Below are 15,318 nucleotides of genomic sequence, written 5' to 3'. Positions count from 1 at the left end.
AGGAACGGTTTTTTTCTATGTGAAAATCGTTTCAAATTTGTATGGGGAGGTTTCTATTGTGGAAAAAAAAGTCGTATTAGTAGATGGTAATAATATCGCGTATCGTGCTTTCTTTGCACTACCGCTTTTAAATAACGACAAAGGTATACATACGAACGCAATTTACGGTTTTACAATGATGTTAATGAGAATATTAGAGGAAGAAAAGCCAACGCATATGCTTGTTGCGTTTGATGCAGGAAAAACGACATTCCGTCATAAAACGTATAGCGAGTATAAAGGAGGACGTCAAAAGACTCCACCTGAGTTATCAGAACAATTCCCGTTTATTCGTGAGATGCTTGATGCATTTAATGTACCGCGTTATGAACTAGAAAATTATGAAGCGGATGACATTATGGGGACGTTAGCGAAAGAAGCGAGTGAGCAAGGGTTTCATGTTAAGGTTATTTCAGGAGATAAAGATTTACTTCAACTTGTTTCTGATAATACGCTTGTATGTATACCTCGAAAAGGGATTACAGAAGTAGATGAATATACGAAAGAAGCTTTATTTGAGAAATACAGTTTATCACCAAAGCAAATTATCGATATGAAAGGTTTAATGGGGGACCAGTCAGATAATATTCCGGGTGTACCAGGAGTTGGTGAAAAAACTGCAATTAAATTGTTAACGCAATTTGAAACGGTTGAAGCAGTGTATGAAAATATCGATCAAGTAAGCGGGAAGAAATTAAAAGAAAAACTAGAAGCGAATAAAGAACAAGCTCTTATGAGTAAAGATCTTGCAACTATTATTACAGATGCGCCGATTACAGTGCATGTGGATGATATGGAGTATAAAGGATATGAAGCAAGTGATGTGATTCCAATGTTCGAGAATTTAGGATTTACATCTCTTTTGAATAAATTAGGTGTTACGCCAGAAGAAACAGCTCCAGCTGAATTAGATGATATTACATTTGATATTGTGGAAGAAGTTACAGAAGAAATACTTCAGCAAGATAGTGCACTTATTATAGAAGTACAAGAAGATAACTATCATAAAGCGGACATTCAAGGTTTTGGTATTCAAAATGAAAATGGTTGCTACTTTATTCAGACAGACATAGCTCTTGCATCCGAGGCTTTCAAAGCATGGCTTGCAAATGGAGAAATGAGAAAGCATACATTTGATGCGAAGCGAGCTATCGTTGCACTCAAATGGAAGGGTATAGATATTCAAGGAATCGACTTTGATTTATTAATTGCTGCTTATTTACTTGATCCAGCTGATACGGATAAAGATTTCCGTACTGTAGCGAAAATGAAAGAAACGCATGCCGTGAAATCGGATGAAGAAGTTTATGGAAAAGGTGCGAAGCGTGCTGTTCCAGAGCTAGAAGTAGTAGCGGAGCATGTAGCTCGAAAAGTGCATGTATTATATGATGTAAAGCAAACGTTCTTGGAAGAATTAAAAAAGAACGAGCAATATGAATTGTTTACAGAGTTAGAATTACCACTTGCACGTGTACTAGCTGATATGGAAGTAAAAGGTGTAAAAGTTGATACGGAGCGCCTTCGTAATATGGGAGAAGAACTTGCGGGTAGATTAAAGGAAATGGAACAGGAAATTTATAAGCTTGCGGGAACAGAATTTAATATTAATTCACCGAAGCAACTTGGGGTTATTCTGTTTGAGAATTTAAACTTACCAGTTATTAAAAAGACGAAAACAGGTTATTCTACGTCAGCTGATGTACTGGATAAACTTATGAATCATCATGAAATTATTCCAAACATTTTACATTATCGTCAGTTAGGGAAATTAAATTCAACTTACATTGAAGGTTTACTAAAAGTTGTACATGAAGATTCATCGAAAATTCATACTCGCTTTAATCAAGTTTTAACACAAACAGGTCGATTAAGTTCAACAGATCCGAACTTGCAAAATATACCGATTCGATTAGAAGAAGGAAGAAAGATTCGTCAGGCATTTGTTCCATCAGAAGAAGGATGGATTATGTATGCGGCCGATTATTCACAAATTGAACTTCGTGTATTAGCTCATATTGCAAATGATAAAGGGCTAGTTGAAGCGTTCCAACATGATATGGATATTCATACGAAAACAGCTATGGACGTATTCGGTGTTGGAAAAGATGAAGTAACTTCGAATATGAGACGACAAGCGAAAGCTGTTAACTTCGGAATTGTGTATGGTATTAGTGATTACGGTCTTTCACAAAACTTAGGAATTACAAGAAAAGCAGCAGCGGAATTTATTGAAAAGTATTTAGAAAGTTTCCCTGGTGTACAAGAATATATGGATGACATCGTAAAAGATGCGAAACAAAAAGGGTATGTGGCTACCTTATTAAATCGTCGCCGTTACATTCCGGAAATTACGAGTCGTAATTTCAATTTACGTAGCTTTGCTGAGCGTACAGCTATGAATACACCAATTCAAGGTAGTGCTGCAGATATTATAAAGATAGCTATGATTATTATGGCAGATCGTTTAGAAGAAGAAGGATTACAAGCGCGTCTTCTTCTGCAAGTACACGATGAATTAATCTTTGAAGCACCAAAAGAAGAAATTGAAAAATTAGAGAAGCTTGTACCAGAAGTAATGGAGCATGCAATTGAACTCGCAGTTCCACTGAAAGTTGATTATTCTTACGGTCCAACTTGGTACGACGCAAAATAAGGAAGTGATGAAATGCCTGAATTACCAGAGGTTGAAAATGTCAGACGGACACTCGAAAATCTTGTAACAGGAAAAACGATTGAAGATGTTATTGTTACGTATCCAAAAATAGTAAAACGACCAGATGATGCGGAAATCTTTAAAGAAATGCTCAGAGGCGAGAAAATTGAAACGATAAAGCGAAGAGGTAAGTTTTTGCTTTTATATGTAACGAATTATGTTATCGTTTCACATTTGCGTATGGAAGGAAAGTTTTTACTGCATCAAGAGGATGAGCCAATTGATAAGCATACGCACGTCCGTTTCTTATTTACAGATGGAACTGAATTACATTATAAAGATGTGAGAAAGTTTGGTACGATGCATCTCTTTAAAAAAGGTGAAGAGTTAAATCAAATGCCTCTTGTTGACTTAGGTCCAGAGCCATTTGATGCTGAATTGACACCACAGTATTTACAAGAAAAATTGCAAAAGACAAATCGTAAAATAAAAGTCGTATTATTAGATCAGCGTCTTTTAGTAGGGCTTGGAAATATATATGTAGATGAAGTTTTATTCCGTTCTCATATCCATCCAGAGCGAGAAGCTGCATCTTTAACGCAAGAAGAAATCGAAAGAATTTACGAAGCAATTGTTACAACGCTAGGCGAAGCAGTGAAGCGAGGCGGAAGCACAATTAGAACGTATATGAATTCGCAAGGGCAAATTGGTTCATTCCAAGAACTTTTAAATGTATATGGGAAAAAGGGAGAACCATGTGTAACTTGTGGCACGATATTAGAAAAAACAGTTGTTGGCGGAAGAGGGACGCATTATTGCCCAATTTGTCAGCCTAGAATATAGAAAAGAGATAACATCGGATAGGCATTTGTCATATACATACAGCAGAGCTATGTATAAGGGAGGAGCTTACCGATGTACCTTTATTTATCTCTTATTTTATTAGCTTTTACATTAAGCTTAGATAGCTGTAGTGTAGGGCTGACATATGGTTTGAGAAGCGTAAGAATTCCACTAAGATCAATTATAATTATCGGAATCTGTTCAGCGGCTGTTATGCTTGTTTCAATGGGAATTGGACATATGATTGCGAAAATATTTTCACCTGTTATCGCAACGCGTATCGGTGGGCTTGTTCTTATTGGAATAGGGATTTGGGTATTATATCAATTTTTTCGGAGTGATAAAAAGGAAGAACCGAAGCAAGAAGAGAAGGTTTGGAAACTAGAAATTGCTTCACTTGGGTTAGTAATTCAAATTTTACGGAAACCGACTGTTGCAGATTTTGATAAATCGGGAACTATTTCTGCAGGAGAAGCGCTACTTCTTGGTATCGCACTTTCCGTGGATTCGTTTGGTGCTGGAATTGGTGCATCTTTATTAGGTTATGCACCCGCTATGATGGCAATATTAGTTGCAGTTATGAGTTCTTTATTTTTGTTTATTGGAATGAAGCTGGGTACAGTTTTATCGAATATGAAATGGTTACAAAAATTTACATTCCTGCCTGGGGTATTACTCATTATTATTGGAATTTGGAAAATGTAAGTATGGGCGTGGAACATTAGTTTCGCGCCTTTTATTATGAGGAGGAGAAGTATTATGACAGTGGTAATTGGATTAACGGGAGGAATTGCAAGCGGAAAAAGTACGGTATCAGAAATGTTTCGTGGGCTAAGTATACCGGTTATTGACGCAGATGTTATTGCAAGAGAAGTTGTAGAACGAGGAAAACCAGCATATAACAAAATAGTAGAAGTATTTGGAACGGAAGTGTTACAAAAAGATGGAGAACTGGATCGGCCGAAATTAGGAAATGTTGTTTTCTATAATGAAGAAAAACGATTGCAGTTAAATAAAATTGTTCATCCTGCAGTACGTGAGGAAATGAATGCACAAAAGGAAATGTACATAAAAGAAAGTATGCAAGCGGTTGTGTTAGATATCCCTCTTTTGTTTGAAAGTAAATTAACAAGTCTCGTTGACCGCGTTTTAGTTGTAGCTGTCACGCCTGATACGCAATTAAAACGTTTAATGGAGCGAAATAATTTTTCGGAAGAAGAAGCAAAAGCACGTATACAATCGCAAATGCCGTTAGAAGAAAAAGTGAAGCATGCGGATGAAGTAATAAATAATGATGGCACAATTATGGGAACGAAAACACAATTACAGGGAATTTTAAAGAAATGGAACATTATTGACTAAAAAATTGTGAAATTAATGAAAATGCTTAGTGACATATCCCCTTTTTGTGTTATACTATTATTGGGATTGGAGATAAATAGTATAACGCATTCAAGGGGGATAACATATTATGACTCGTGTGGCAATTAATGGATTTGGACGTATTGGGAGAATGGTATTTCGTCAGGCAATAAAAGAAAGCGCATTCGAAATTGTAGCAATCAATGCAAGCTATCCATCTGAAACGTTAGCACATTTAATTAAATATGATACAGTTCACGGCAAGTTTGACGGAACAGTAGAAGCATTTGAAGATCACTTATTAGTTGATGGGAAAATGATTCGCCTTTTAAACAACCGCGATCCAAAGGAATTGCCTTGGACAGATCTAGGTGTTGAAGTTGTAATTGAAGCAACTGGTAAATTTAATTCAAAAGAAAAAGCAATTCTTCACGTTGAAGCTGGAGCGAAAAAAGTTATTTTAACAGCGCCTGGTAAAAATGAAGATGTAACAATTGTAGTTGGTGTGAACGAAGACCAATTAGATATTACAAAACATACCGTTATTTCAAATGCATCTTGTACAACAAACTGTTTAGCGCCTGTTGTGAAGGTGTTAGATGAGCAGTTTGGAATTGAAAACGGTTTAATGACGACTGTTCACGCTTATACAAATGACCAAAAAAATATTGATAATCCACATAAAGATTTAAGAAGAGCACGTGCTTGCGGACAATCAATCATTCCGACAACGACAGGTGCTGCGAAAGCGCTAGCAAAAGTTCTTCCGCATTTAAACGGAAAACTTCATGGTATGGCACTTCGTGTACCAACACCAAACGTGTCTCTTGTTGACTTAGTAGTAGATGTAAAACGTGATGTGACAGTTGAAGCTATTAACGATGCATTCAAAACTGTAGCAAACGGTGCGTTAAAAGGTATTGTAGAATTTAGCGAAGAGCCTTTAGTATCTATTGACTTTAATACAAATACACACTCAGCTATTATTGATGGCTTATCTACAATGGTAATGGGTGATCGTAAAGTAAAAGTACTTGCTTGGTATGATAACGAGTGGGGCTACTCTCGTCGTGTTGTAGATCTTGTAACGTTAGTTGTTGACGAATTAGCGAAACAAAAAAATGTGCAACATATTTAAGTGAATAAGGGAGAGGGCAAGTGAATATTGCCCTCTCTTTTTTTATTTTTTTCTGAAAAGGAAAAAAATTATATGAGTATATTTTGGAAAGTGGACATACCACGAAGCGTTGTTATTACTGTATTTGTGAATCATTTCTTTTTTTTAGGGAAAAGTAAAGAGGAAAATATGACAGAAAATCGAAAAAACTGTTGTTGCAAAATGAAAATAAACAAAGTATACTAACACTCGTAAACTTAAGAGCTGAGGTACGTAGTCACTACTTAAAGGGTTAGGACCTCTCTGGACTAACTTTCCCCCGTGGTAGTGGAGCAAGCCAAATTGCAAATTAGTTTTCAATTCGAACAGTTAGAATAAATTTACAAGGGGGAACTGTAGAATGGATACTATGGATACGATGGGTCGTCACGTGATCGCTGAACTTTGGGATTGCGATTTCGACAAGCTTAATGACATGCCGTATATTGAACAATTATTTGTGGATGCAGCACTAAGAGCTGGTGCTGAAGTGCGTGAGGTTGCTTTCCATAAATTTGCACCACAAGGTGTAAGTGGAGTAGTAATTATCTCGGAATCACATTTAACAATTCATAGCTTTCCGGAGCACGGTTACGCAAGTATTGATGTTTATACTTGTGGGGATCGTATTGATCCAAATGTTGCTGCAGAATATATTGCAGAAGGTTTAAACGCGAAAACGCGTGAGAGTATCGAGCTTCCTCGAGGCACCGGTAGCTTCGAAATTAAGCAGAGAGAAACAAAAGCTCTTTAAAAAAGAACATAATTGATTTAAAATGTAAAGAGGTGTATAATGCACCTCTTTTTTAGTTTATAAAAAAGGAAAAACATAACGTGTTCATTAGTTAGTTAAATGGAGCTCTCACACATAAGTTAGTGCTACATCAACCATCTTATTTTGTTTGGAAAATAGATGATGAAATCATGTATTTAAACTTAGAGTGGTAAGAGCATTAGAATGAGTTATATAATATTGTATATATATTTTTACGTGAATGAAGTAGAGAAAAATAAAAATCAAATTGTAAGGGAGTGAATGAATTGCGTTGTCCATCCTGTTCTCATAATGGCACAAGAGTGTTAGATTCGCGTCCGGTAGACGAAGGGCGCTCTATTCGAAGAAGGAGAGAGTGTGAAAGTTGTTTAAGTCGCTTTACGACATTTGAAAGAGTAGAAGAGTCACCTCTGATCGTTGTTAAAAAAGAAGGCACACGAGAAGAGTTTAATAAAGAAAAGATTTTACGCGGTTTAATTAAAGCATGTGAGAAAAGACCAGTATCTTTAAGACAATTAGAGGAAGTAACACAAAGTGTGGAACGTGAACTTCGTAATTTAGGTATATCAGAAGTGAAAAGTGATATGATTGGTGAAATTGTTATGGAAGAACTTCGTGATATCGATGATGTTGCTTACGTACGCTTTGCTTCTGTATATCGTCAATTTAAAGATTTAAATGTATTTATTGAAGAATTAAAAGATATACTGCAAAAAGAAAGAGAATAGAAGCTGTATTCAATTCTCTTTACATACTGTAAGTAATGAGGTAAGAGAGCTAGAAGCGTAAGCTAATAGCTCTTTTTCGCTAATAATCATTGGGGATTTTGTTCATCCCAAAATGATTATTAGCCTTCACCAATCGGGCATTTACGGGAAGGTATCTCCTGCCAAACTTCCGTGCATTCGCCGAATTTTGATGCGGGAGTCTTACTGCCCGCAAATAGCGAGATAAAATATATAATGAAGATAGAACGAATGAATTAGAGGATAGATTGGATGAGAGAAAGGAAAAGCAAGAATGCAAAAACAGTCATGGATGGAGCTATTGCCGATTGATCGTTATAAAGTAAGTACGAAAGGACTACTACATAATTACGACCGAAAAGTGTTAACGATGTTGTATCAGCCGTTAATAGGTAGTAGAGCTTTTAGCTTGTACATGACGCTATGGGGGGCATTAGAGCAAGATCGTGTATTTGGAAAAGAGAATACACATCATTCCCTTATGGTGACCATGCAAATGCAACTTCCCGAAATATATGAGGAACGAGTAAAGCTAGAGGCAATTGGGCTTTTAAAGGTATATATTAAGAAAGAAAAAGATATTCGAATGTTTATATACGAATTGCAACCACCTTTATCTCCAAAGCAGTTTTTTGATGATATTGTTTTAAGTATCTTTTTATACAATCGATTGAGTCGGACAAAATATAATCAAGTAAAACAATATTTCTTAGAAGAAGAATTTGATTTTGCTTCTTATGAAAATATTACACGTTCTTTTAATGAGGTGTTTGATTCGTTTAATCCAGGACAGCTTGAGCATGCGCAAGAAGAACTCCGTATTCCAAAAGCGACAATGATGCCAAATAATGAAAAGGGAGATGCTCCTAAAGTTTGGAACGATTTCTTTGATTTCTCCTTATTTGTAGACGGATTGTCCGCTCTTGTTCCTAAAAAGGCGATTACAGATCAAGTGCGAGAATGTGTCATTACACTTGCTTACGTGTATGGTGTGGATGTGTTATCGATGCAAAATATCGTTCTTGGTGCGGTGACAGAGATGCAAACAATTGATATGGAAAGGCTTAGAAAAGGAGCGCGCGATTGGTACCAATTCGAAAATGGTCAAGCGTTACCAATATTAAGTGAAAGAGTACAGCCACACGCTGCACGTACGATGAAAGAGAAAGAGCCTTCATCGCAAGAAGAGATGCTTATAAAACAATTAGAAGAAATCTCACCAAAACAACTATTGAAAGAGATTTCTGGTGGTGCAGAGGCGACGAAAGCGGACTTGCAAATTGTTGAGGATGTTATGATCAATCAAAAATTAACGCCAGGAGTTGTGAATGTACTTATTTATTACGTTATGCTACGCTCAGATATGAAACTTGCGAAAACGTATGTGGAGAAGATTGCTGGGCATTGGGCTCGTAAAAAGGTCGGTACAGTAGCTGAAGCAATGGCGCTAGCAAAAGAAGAAAACCGTCAATACCAAGAATGGGCTGAGACGAAGAAAAAAGGTCGTACAGCGAAGAAAACAGTACGAAAAGAAATGGTACCAGATTGGTTGAAAGAAGAGCCGAAAGAAAAAGAAACTGTGAAAAATGATGTAGGTGCGGAAAAAGATACAAGTACGTTAGAAGATGAACGAAAACGACTAGAAGAAGTGTTGAAAAAATATAAGCGTGATTAATAGAAGAGAATGAACGCTCTTTGAGGTGAGAAAATGGAGCATATTCAAAATTCATTTACAAAATTAATGGAAAATGAAAATTTTAAAAACAGATATGAAGTATTAAAGGCGGAAGTGATGGCACATCCGCGTGTGAAAGAATTTATAGACGAGCATAAAGGCGAAGTAACGACTTCTATGATTGAGCGCAGTCTTGTGAAGCTATATGAATATATTGGACAATGTGTAGGTTGTTCAGATTGTCCGGATCTAGGGACATGTAAAAATATGCTGCAAGGATATGAACCGAAGCTCGTTATCCAAGGTAAGATGATTGATATTCAATACGATCGTTGCATTAGAAAAGTAGCATATGATGAGAGAAAAAAATATGAAAAACTCGTTCAAAGTGTATATATGCCAACGGATATTTTACAGGCGACTATGGAAAATTTAGACCCTTCAGAGTTAAATGCACGTATTGATGCAATTGGTGCAGCGAATGAATTTTTAAGCACATATGAACCGGGTAAAAAAGTACAGGGGCTATATCTTTACGGTAAATTTGGTGTAGGGAAAACATATCTTTTAGGGGCGATTGCGAATGAGCTTGCTCGAAAGAAAATAAGTTCCATGCTCGTATACTTCCCAGAATTTTTACGTGAAATTAAAAGTTCGATTCAAGATAATTCAATTGGAGAAAAGATTGATGCGGTTAAACGGGTACAAGTTTTAATGTTAGATGATATCGGAGCGGAAGCGATGTCTAGTTTCGTACGTGACGATGTACTCGGTGCAATCTTACAATTCCGTATGCTAGAAAACTTACCAACGTTCTTTACGTCTAATTTTGATTTCAAACAGTTGGAACATCACTTAACGTATACACAGCGCGGTGAAGCAGAAGAAATGAAAGCGGCCCGTATTATGGAACGAATTAAATATTTAGCGAAACCAATTACAATCGGTGGGAAAAACCGCCGTCATAAGTAAAGAGCAAGCTGAGAAGCTTGTTCTTTTTTTGTTTTGAATGCTTTTCAGCGTAGTCGAATTGTAAAACGAACAGTTCTTATGGAAAATTCATAGTAGCTTGTATCATTTTTTTCTCCCTCCCTTAATATATATAAAATTAGCAAGCCATATCGAGTGGATTTTCTAACGAAAGGAAATGCAATTCTACTAAGAGTGAACTTCCACGGGCCAAACTCTTATAGGATTTGTAACGTATAGATACAATCCTTTAGAGCGGGGATAAAAGGGGGGACAAAAGTGATTGAAATTTGCTTCGAAGAAAAAAATGATGCTATGCACGTATATAAACAACTACTGAAAAGGGCGGAAGTGTTATATAAAGAAACGAGTGTATATTTACAGGAACAAAAAGTTGTAATTCACATACCAGTATGTGAATCACACTATATTGAAAAGATTTTATTGCCAGTCATGGTATATTTCATTGTGAATGTGAAACAAAATGAGTGGATTTATACAATTTTAAAAGAAAAGTTTTTTTATGAAGAACAAGAAGAGTGTCATCAAATATTGCATATAGCACAAGAAGTTTTAAAGGGAAGAAGAAAAGGGGTTGCTCGTGAGTTAACACGTTACACATTTGAATCGTATATTAAGTCTTCTTTAAATAATTGGCTTTGTGATCCGCTCTCATTCTCGTTTTCATCATATGTTCGTTTTCGTCTTCGTACATATAGGGAAATGGTAGCTAAGCTTACTGAAGTGGCAATTGATGAGTATAAGATGGAACAAGAATATCAAATGTTCATTGAGACGCTCCGGCAACAAGTTAGTAATCGAAAGTCACGTTTGTCCTGTATGCATCTTATTTTTGATGAAAGTTTTATTTTCTATGATGATAAAGGTAGACGTTTAAAACAGGAGAAATTGGTCCAATATATAGATGAAGATTTGCTAAAGCAAAAAGATGTATATATTGATACAAAAGTAATTGCACCACTTCTTTCTATTTCACCGAAAAAAATCTATTTGTATACGAAAGAACAAGACCATAATATGATTATTACTTTGCGAAACGTATTTCAAGAACGGATACAAATACACGGATTACATGAGTTTGAACGCAATGTGAAAAATTTAAAAAATAAAGGTAACGCCCTTGATTTTCTAAGTTTTTGAGCATATAATTACCTACATAAATGAAATATATTGAAATGTCATGATGAGGACATGAGTAGTTTTCTACGATTTTCAGAGAGGGAAGCCTTAGGGTGTGAGCTTCCTAGTACGGGATTATTACTTACCACCTCTAAACTTTAGCAGTGAACGATTTTTTTAGTAATTGCTAACGGACAACACCGTTATGTTGAACTTGAGCAATTAACAATCATGTTAATTGGAACAAGGGTGGAACCACGAATTCAACACTCGTCCCTTTTTACGGGATGAGTGTTTTTTATTTTGAGAAAAAGAGGAGTGACCAGTGATGGCAGATGTAGTTAAAATTACTTTCCCTGATGGAGCTGTGAAGGAGTTTCCAAAAGGCGTAACAACTGAAGAAATCGCAGCTTCTATTAGCCCAGGCTTAAAGAAAAAAGCTGTGGCTGGAAAATTAAACGATGAGATGATTGATCTTGTTACACCAATCGAAGAAGATGGTGCAGTTTCTATTATTACATTAGATTCTGAAGATGGCTTATACATTTTACGCCATTCAACAGCCCACCTTTTAGCACAAGCGTTAAAACGTTTATATAAAGATGTTAAGCTTGAGCTTGGCATTGGCCCAGTAATCGAAAATGGCTTCTACTACGATATTGATATGGAAGAAGCAATTACAGTTGAAGACTTCAAGAAAATCGAAAAAGAAATGCAAAAAATCGTGAACGAGAACTTAGAAATCGTTCGTCATGAAGTACCACGTGCAGAAGCACTTCGTCGCTTTGAAGAAATCGGCGATGAGTTAAAATTAGATTTAATTAACGATCTTCCAGAAGATGCAGTTATTTCAATCTATGAGCAAGGCGAATTCTTCGACCTTTGCCGCGGTGTTCACCTTCCATCTACAGGGAAAATTAAAGTGTTTAAATTATTAAGCGTTGCAGGTGCTTACTGGCGCGGCGATAGCAATAATAAAATGCTACAACGTATTTACGGTACTGCATTTGTTAAGAAAGCAGAATTAGATGAGCATTTACGTATGCTTGAAGAAGCGAAAGAGCGCGATCACCGTAAATTAGGTAAAGAATTAAAACTATTTACTAATAGCCAAAAAGTAGGACAAGGTTTACCACTTTGGTTACCAAAAGGTGCAACGATCCGTCGTATTATCGAGCGTTACATCGTTGATAAAGAAGCAAGCTTAGGCTATGATCACGTATACACTCCAGTACTAGGAAGCAGAGAGCTATATGAAACTTCTGGTCACTGGAATCACTACCGTGATGGTATGTTCCCATCAATGGAAATGGATAATGAAGAGTTAGTTCTTCGTCCAATGAACTGCCCTCACCACATGATGGTTTATAAAAACGATATTCACAGCTACCGTGAATTACCAATCCGTATTGCGGAACTTGGAACAATGCACCGCTATGAAATGTCAGGTGCGTTATCTGGATTACAACGTGTACGCGGAATGACTTTAAACGATGCGCACATTTTCGTACGCCCAGATCAAATTAAAGAAGAGTTAAAACGTGTTGTAAACTTAACTCTAGAAGTGTACAAAGATTTTGGTTTAGAGAACTATTCATTCCGTCTATCTTATCGTGACCCAGCAGATACTAAAAAGTACTATGCTGATGATGAGATGTGGGAAAAAGCACAAGGTATGTTAAAAGAAGCTATGGATGAAATGGGTCTTGATTACTACGAAGCTGAAGGTGAAGCGGCGTTCTACGGTCCAAAACTTGACGTTCAAGTTCGTACTGCTCTTGGAAAAGACGAAACACTTTCAACTGTACAATTAGACTTCTTACTTCCAGAACGCTTTGAATTAGCTTACGTTGGTGAAGATGGAAAACAACATCGTCCAGTTGTAATTCACCGTGGTGTTGTATCAACTATGGAACGTTTCGTAGCATTCTTAATTGAAGAATACAAAGGTGCATTCCCAACTTGGTTAGCTCCAGTTCAAGCGCAAGTAATTCCAGTTTCTCCGCAAGTGCATTTAGACTATGCGAAGAAAGTACAAGATGAATTGCGCCGTGCTGGTATTCGTGTTGAATTAGATACTCGCGAAGAGAAAATTGGTTACAAAATCCGTGAAGCACAAATGCAAAAAATTCCGTACATGCTTGTAGTAGGTGACAATGAAGTAACTGAAAATGGCGTAAACGTACGTAAATATGGTGAACAAAAATCAGAAACAATCGCATTAGATGCTTTTGTTGACATGATTAAAGTAGAAGGAAAAAGATAAGAAAGAGCCGCGGTATACCGCGGCTTTTCTTTTTAATATAAAAGAGAAAAACTAGAAAAAATAACCATGTAACTCTTATCATAAAAAAGTATTGCATGTATGCTAGTTGTTTGTTACAATATTTCTTGTTGTTAGTAAAACACATCGCGTCTTCTTGACAGACGTCATGTCCTATGATAAACTCATCAAGGATAATAGAATATTGTTTTGTGGAACAAGTAGAAGCACCCGCTTCTCACCTGATGGACGCATTCGCAGTTAGCAGGTAAATGTATTTCTTACTTAAGATTTTACAAGTGTGGGTGTCGTATGCCCGCACTTTTTTTGTCGGGTTCTATGACTACAAAATATGTTCTGAGAAAACCTTGGAGGTGGCTTACTATTAGCAAGGATATGATGATTAACGAGCAAATTCGTGCACGTGAAGTACGTTTAGTTGGCGCAAATGGCGATCAACTTGGAATCAAGTCTCGTAATGACGCTTTAGACTTAGCTGCAAATCTTAATCTTGATTTAGTATTAGTTGCTCCAAATGCGAAACCGCCAGTATGCCGCATTATGGACTACGGTAAATTCCGCTTTGAGCAACAGAAGAAAGAAAAAGAACAGCGCAAAAATCAAAAAGTAATTAGCATGAAAGAAGTTCGTTTAAGTCCAACAATTGATGAACACGACTTTAACACAAAACTTCGTAATGCTATCAAGTTTTTAGAGAAAGGCGACAAGGTTAAAGCGTCAATTCGCTTTAAAGGACGTGCCATTACTCATAAAGAAATCGGTCAACGTGTTTTAGATCGCTTCTCAGAAGCTTGTGCTGAAGTTAGTACAATTGAATCTAAGCCTAAAATGGAAGGACGTAGTATGTTCTTAGTTTTAGCACCGAAAAACGATAAGTAATAGATAGAGGAGGAAATACCTATGCCTAAACAAAAAACTCATCGCGGCGCTGCAAAGCGTTTCAAAAAGACTGGATCAGGTAAACTGAAACGTTCTCACGCTTACACAAGCCATTTATTCGCTAACAAATCTACAAAAGCTAAACGTAAACTACGTAAAGCTGGTGTAGTAAGCGCTGGTGACTTCAAACGCATTCGTCAAATGCTTGACAACTTAAAATAAGTTCGGCTGATATATAGAACAATTAGGAGGTAATATTATGCCAAGAGTAAAAGGTGGTACAGTTACTCGTCAACGTCGTAAAAAAGTTATAAAATTAGCAAAAGGTTACTACGGTTCTAAAAATACATTATTCAAGGTTGCTAACCAACAGGTTATGAAATCTCTAATGTATGCATTCCGTGACCGTCGTCAAAAGAAACGTGACTTCCGTAAATTATGGATCACACGTATCAACGCAGCAGCTCGTATGAATGGTCTTTCTTACAGCCGCTTAATGCACGGTTTAAAAAACGCTGGCATCGAAGTTAACCGCAAGATGCTTGCTGACTTAGCTGTTCATGACGAAAAAGCTTTCGCTGAATTAGCAACAGTTGCAAAAAACAACATTAACTAATTAATTAGTTGAAACCTTAGAAGAATTTTCTTCTAAGGTTTTTTGTTTGTTTTCAAAGAGAAGTTTGAAGTGAATGAAGCTCTAAAGATTTATGGACGCATCGTTATCGATATGACAAAATCAACATAAAAACTATAGCGATATAGAAGAATATGCATATGAAGTCAGGAGAATTCTCCTG

Annotated in this window: 14 protein-coding genes and 2 other annotated features; all 14 genes read left to right on the top strand. The window is 36.6% G+C overall.

Annotated features, from left to right (window positions below):
- The first annotated feature begins 58 nt into the window (after window positions 1–58).
- The 14 genes from polA (at window position 59) to rplT (ending at window position 15,137) form a co-directional block, all read left to right on the top strand.
- The gene (polA, locus tag ACUN26_RS19495) at window positions 59–2,692 is read left to right on the top strand and encodes a DNA polymerase I (protein ID WP_000412835.1); all 2,634 of its coding nucleotides are present in this window, start codon (window positions 59–61) and stop codon (window positions 2,690–2,692) included.
- Window positions 2,693–2,704: 12 nt separating this feature from the next.
- Window positions 2,705–3,535 carry a DNA-formamidopyrimidine glycosylase gene (gene mutM / locus ACUN26_RS19490; protein WP_001114492.1) on the top strand — a complete coding sequence of 277 codons (831 nt, stop codon included), beginning with the start codon at window positions 2,705–2,707 and terminating at the stop codon, window positions 3,533–3,535.
- A 72-nt stretch (window positions 3,536–3,607) separates the two neighbouring features.
- The gene (gene ytaF, locus ACUN26_RS19485; protein ID WP_000281731.1) at window positions 3,608–4,240 is read left to right on the top strand and encodes a sporulation membrane protein YtaF; all 633 of its coding nucleotides are present in this window, start codon (window positions 3,608–3,610) and stop codon (window positions 4,238–4,240) included.
- Window positions 4,241–4,294: 54 nt separating this feature from the next.
- Complete coding sequence (gene coaE, locus ACUN26_RS19480) at window positions 4,295–4,897, top strand: dephospho-CoA kinase (protein WP_000219291.1); 603 nt, start codon at window positions 4,295–4,297, stop codon at window positions 4,895–4,897.
- Between the two features lie 109 nt (window positions 4,898–5,006).
- Window positions 5,007–6,035: a glyceraldehyde-3-phosphate dehydrogenase gene (locus tag ACUN26_RS19475; protein ID WP_000198973.1), complete on the top strand. Its 1,029-nt coding sequence runs from the start codon at window positions 5,007–5,009 to the stop codon at window positions 6,033–6,035.
- Window positions 6,036–6,423: 388 nt separating this feature from the next.
- Window positions 6,424–6,807 (top strand): adenosylmethionine decarboxylase, encoded by a 384-nt coding sequence (gene speD / locus ACUN26_RS19470; protein ID WP_002003660.1) that lies wholly within the window; start codon window positions 6,424–6,426, stop codon window positions 6,805–6,807.
- Window positions 6,808–7,094: 287 nt separating this feature from the next.
- Entirely contained in the window at window positions 7,095–7,556 is a 462-nt protein-coding gene (nrdR, locus tag ACUN26_RS19465) for a transcriptional regulator NrdR (protein ID WP_001203687.1), read from the top strand.
- Window positions 7,557–7,848: 292 nt separating this feature from the next.
- A complete protein-coding gene (locus tag ACUN26_RS19460) occupies window positions 7,849–9,249 on the top strand; it encodes a replication initiation and membrane attachment family protein (protein ID WP_001171837.1) in 1,401 nt (466 codons plus the stop codon).
- A 33-nt stretch (window positions 9,250–9,282) separates the two neighbouring features.
- The gene (gene dnaI, locus ACUN26_RS19455) at window positions 9,283–10,221 is read left to right on the top strand and encodes a primosomal protein DnaI (protein WP_000400118.1); all 939 of its coding nucleotides are present in this window, start codon (window positions 9,283–9,285) and stop codon (window positions 10,219–10,221) included.
- A gap of 276 nt (window positions 10,222–10,497) precedes the next feature.
- Complete coding sequence (gene ytxC, locus ACUN26_RS19450) at window positions 10,498–11,379, top strand: putative sporulation protein YtxC (RefSeq protein WP_000569605.1); 882 nt, start codon at window positions 10,498–10,500, stop codon at window positions 11,377–11,379.
- Window positions 11,380–11,410: 31 nt separating this feature from the next.
- Window positions 11,411–11,639, top strand: a binding site (T-box leader).
- 47 nt (window positions 11,640–11,686) lie between these two features.
- Window positions 11,687–13,624 (top strand): threonine--tRNA ligase, encoded by a 1,938-nt coding sequence (gene thrS, locus ACUN26_RS19445; RefSeq protein WP_000786076.1) that lies wholly within the window; start codon window positions 11,687–11,689, stop codon window positions 13,622–13,624.
- A gap of 210 nt (window positions 13,625–13,834) precedes the next feature.
- Window positions 13,835–13,955 (top strand) — a sequence feature (ribosomal protein L20 leader region).
- Between the two features lie 62 nt (window positions 13,956–14,017).
- Window positions 14,018–14,521 carry a translation initiation factor IF-3 gene (gene infC, locus ACUN26_RS19440; protein WP_000973214.1) on the top strand — a complete coding sequence of 168 codons (504 nt, stop codon included), beginning with the start codon at window positions 14,018–14,020 and terminating at the stop codon, window positions 14,519–14,521.
- 21 nt (window positions 14,522–14,542) lie between these two features.
- Window positions 14,543–14,743 (top strand): 50S ribosomal protein L35, encoded by a 201-nt coding sequence (rpmI, locus tag ACUN26_RS19435; protein WP_001125945.1) that lies wholly within the window; start codon window positions 14,543–14,545, stop codon window positions 14,741–14,743.
- A gap of 37 nt (window positions 14,744–14,780) precedes the next feature.
- Entirely contained in the window at window positions 14,781–15,137 is a 357-nt protein-coding gene (rplT, locus tag ACUN26_RS19430; protein WP_001138362.1) for a 50S ribosomal protein L20, read from the top strand.
- Window positions 15,138–15,318: the final 181 nt, after the last annotated feature.

Source organism: Bacillus sp. WC2503 (genome assembly GCF_052682895.1).
Note: the sequence above shows the minus strand (reverse complement) of the source record. Positions and strands in the feature narration are given on the sequence as shown.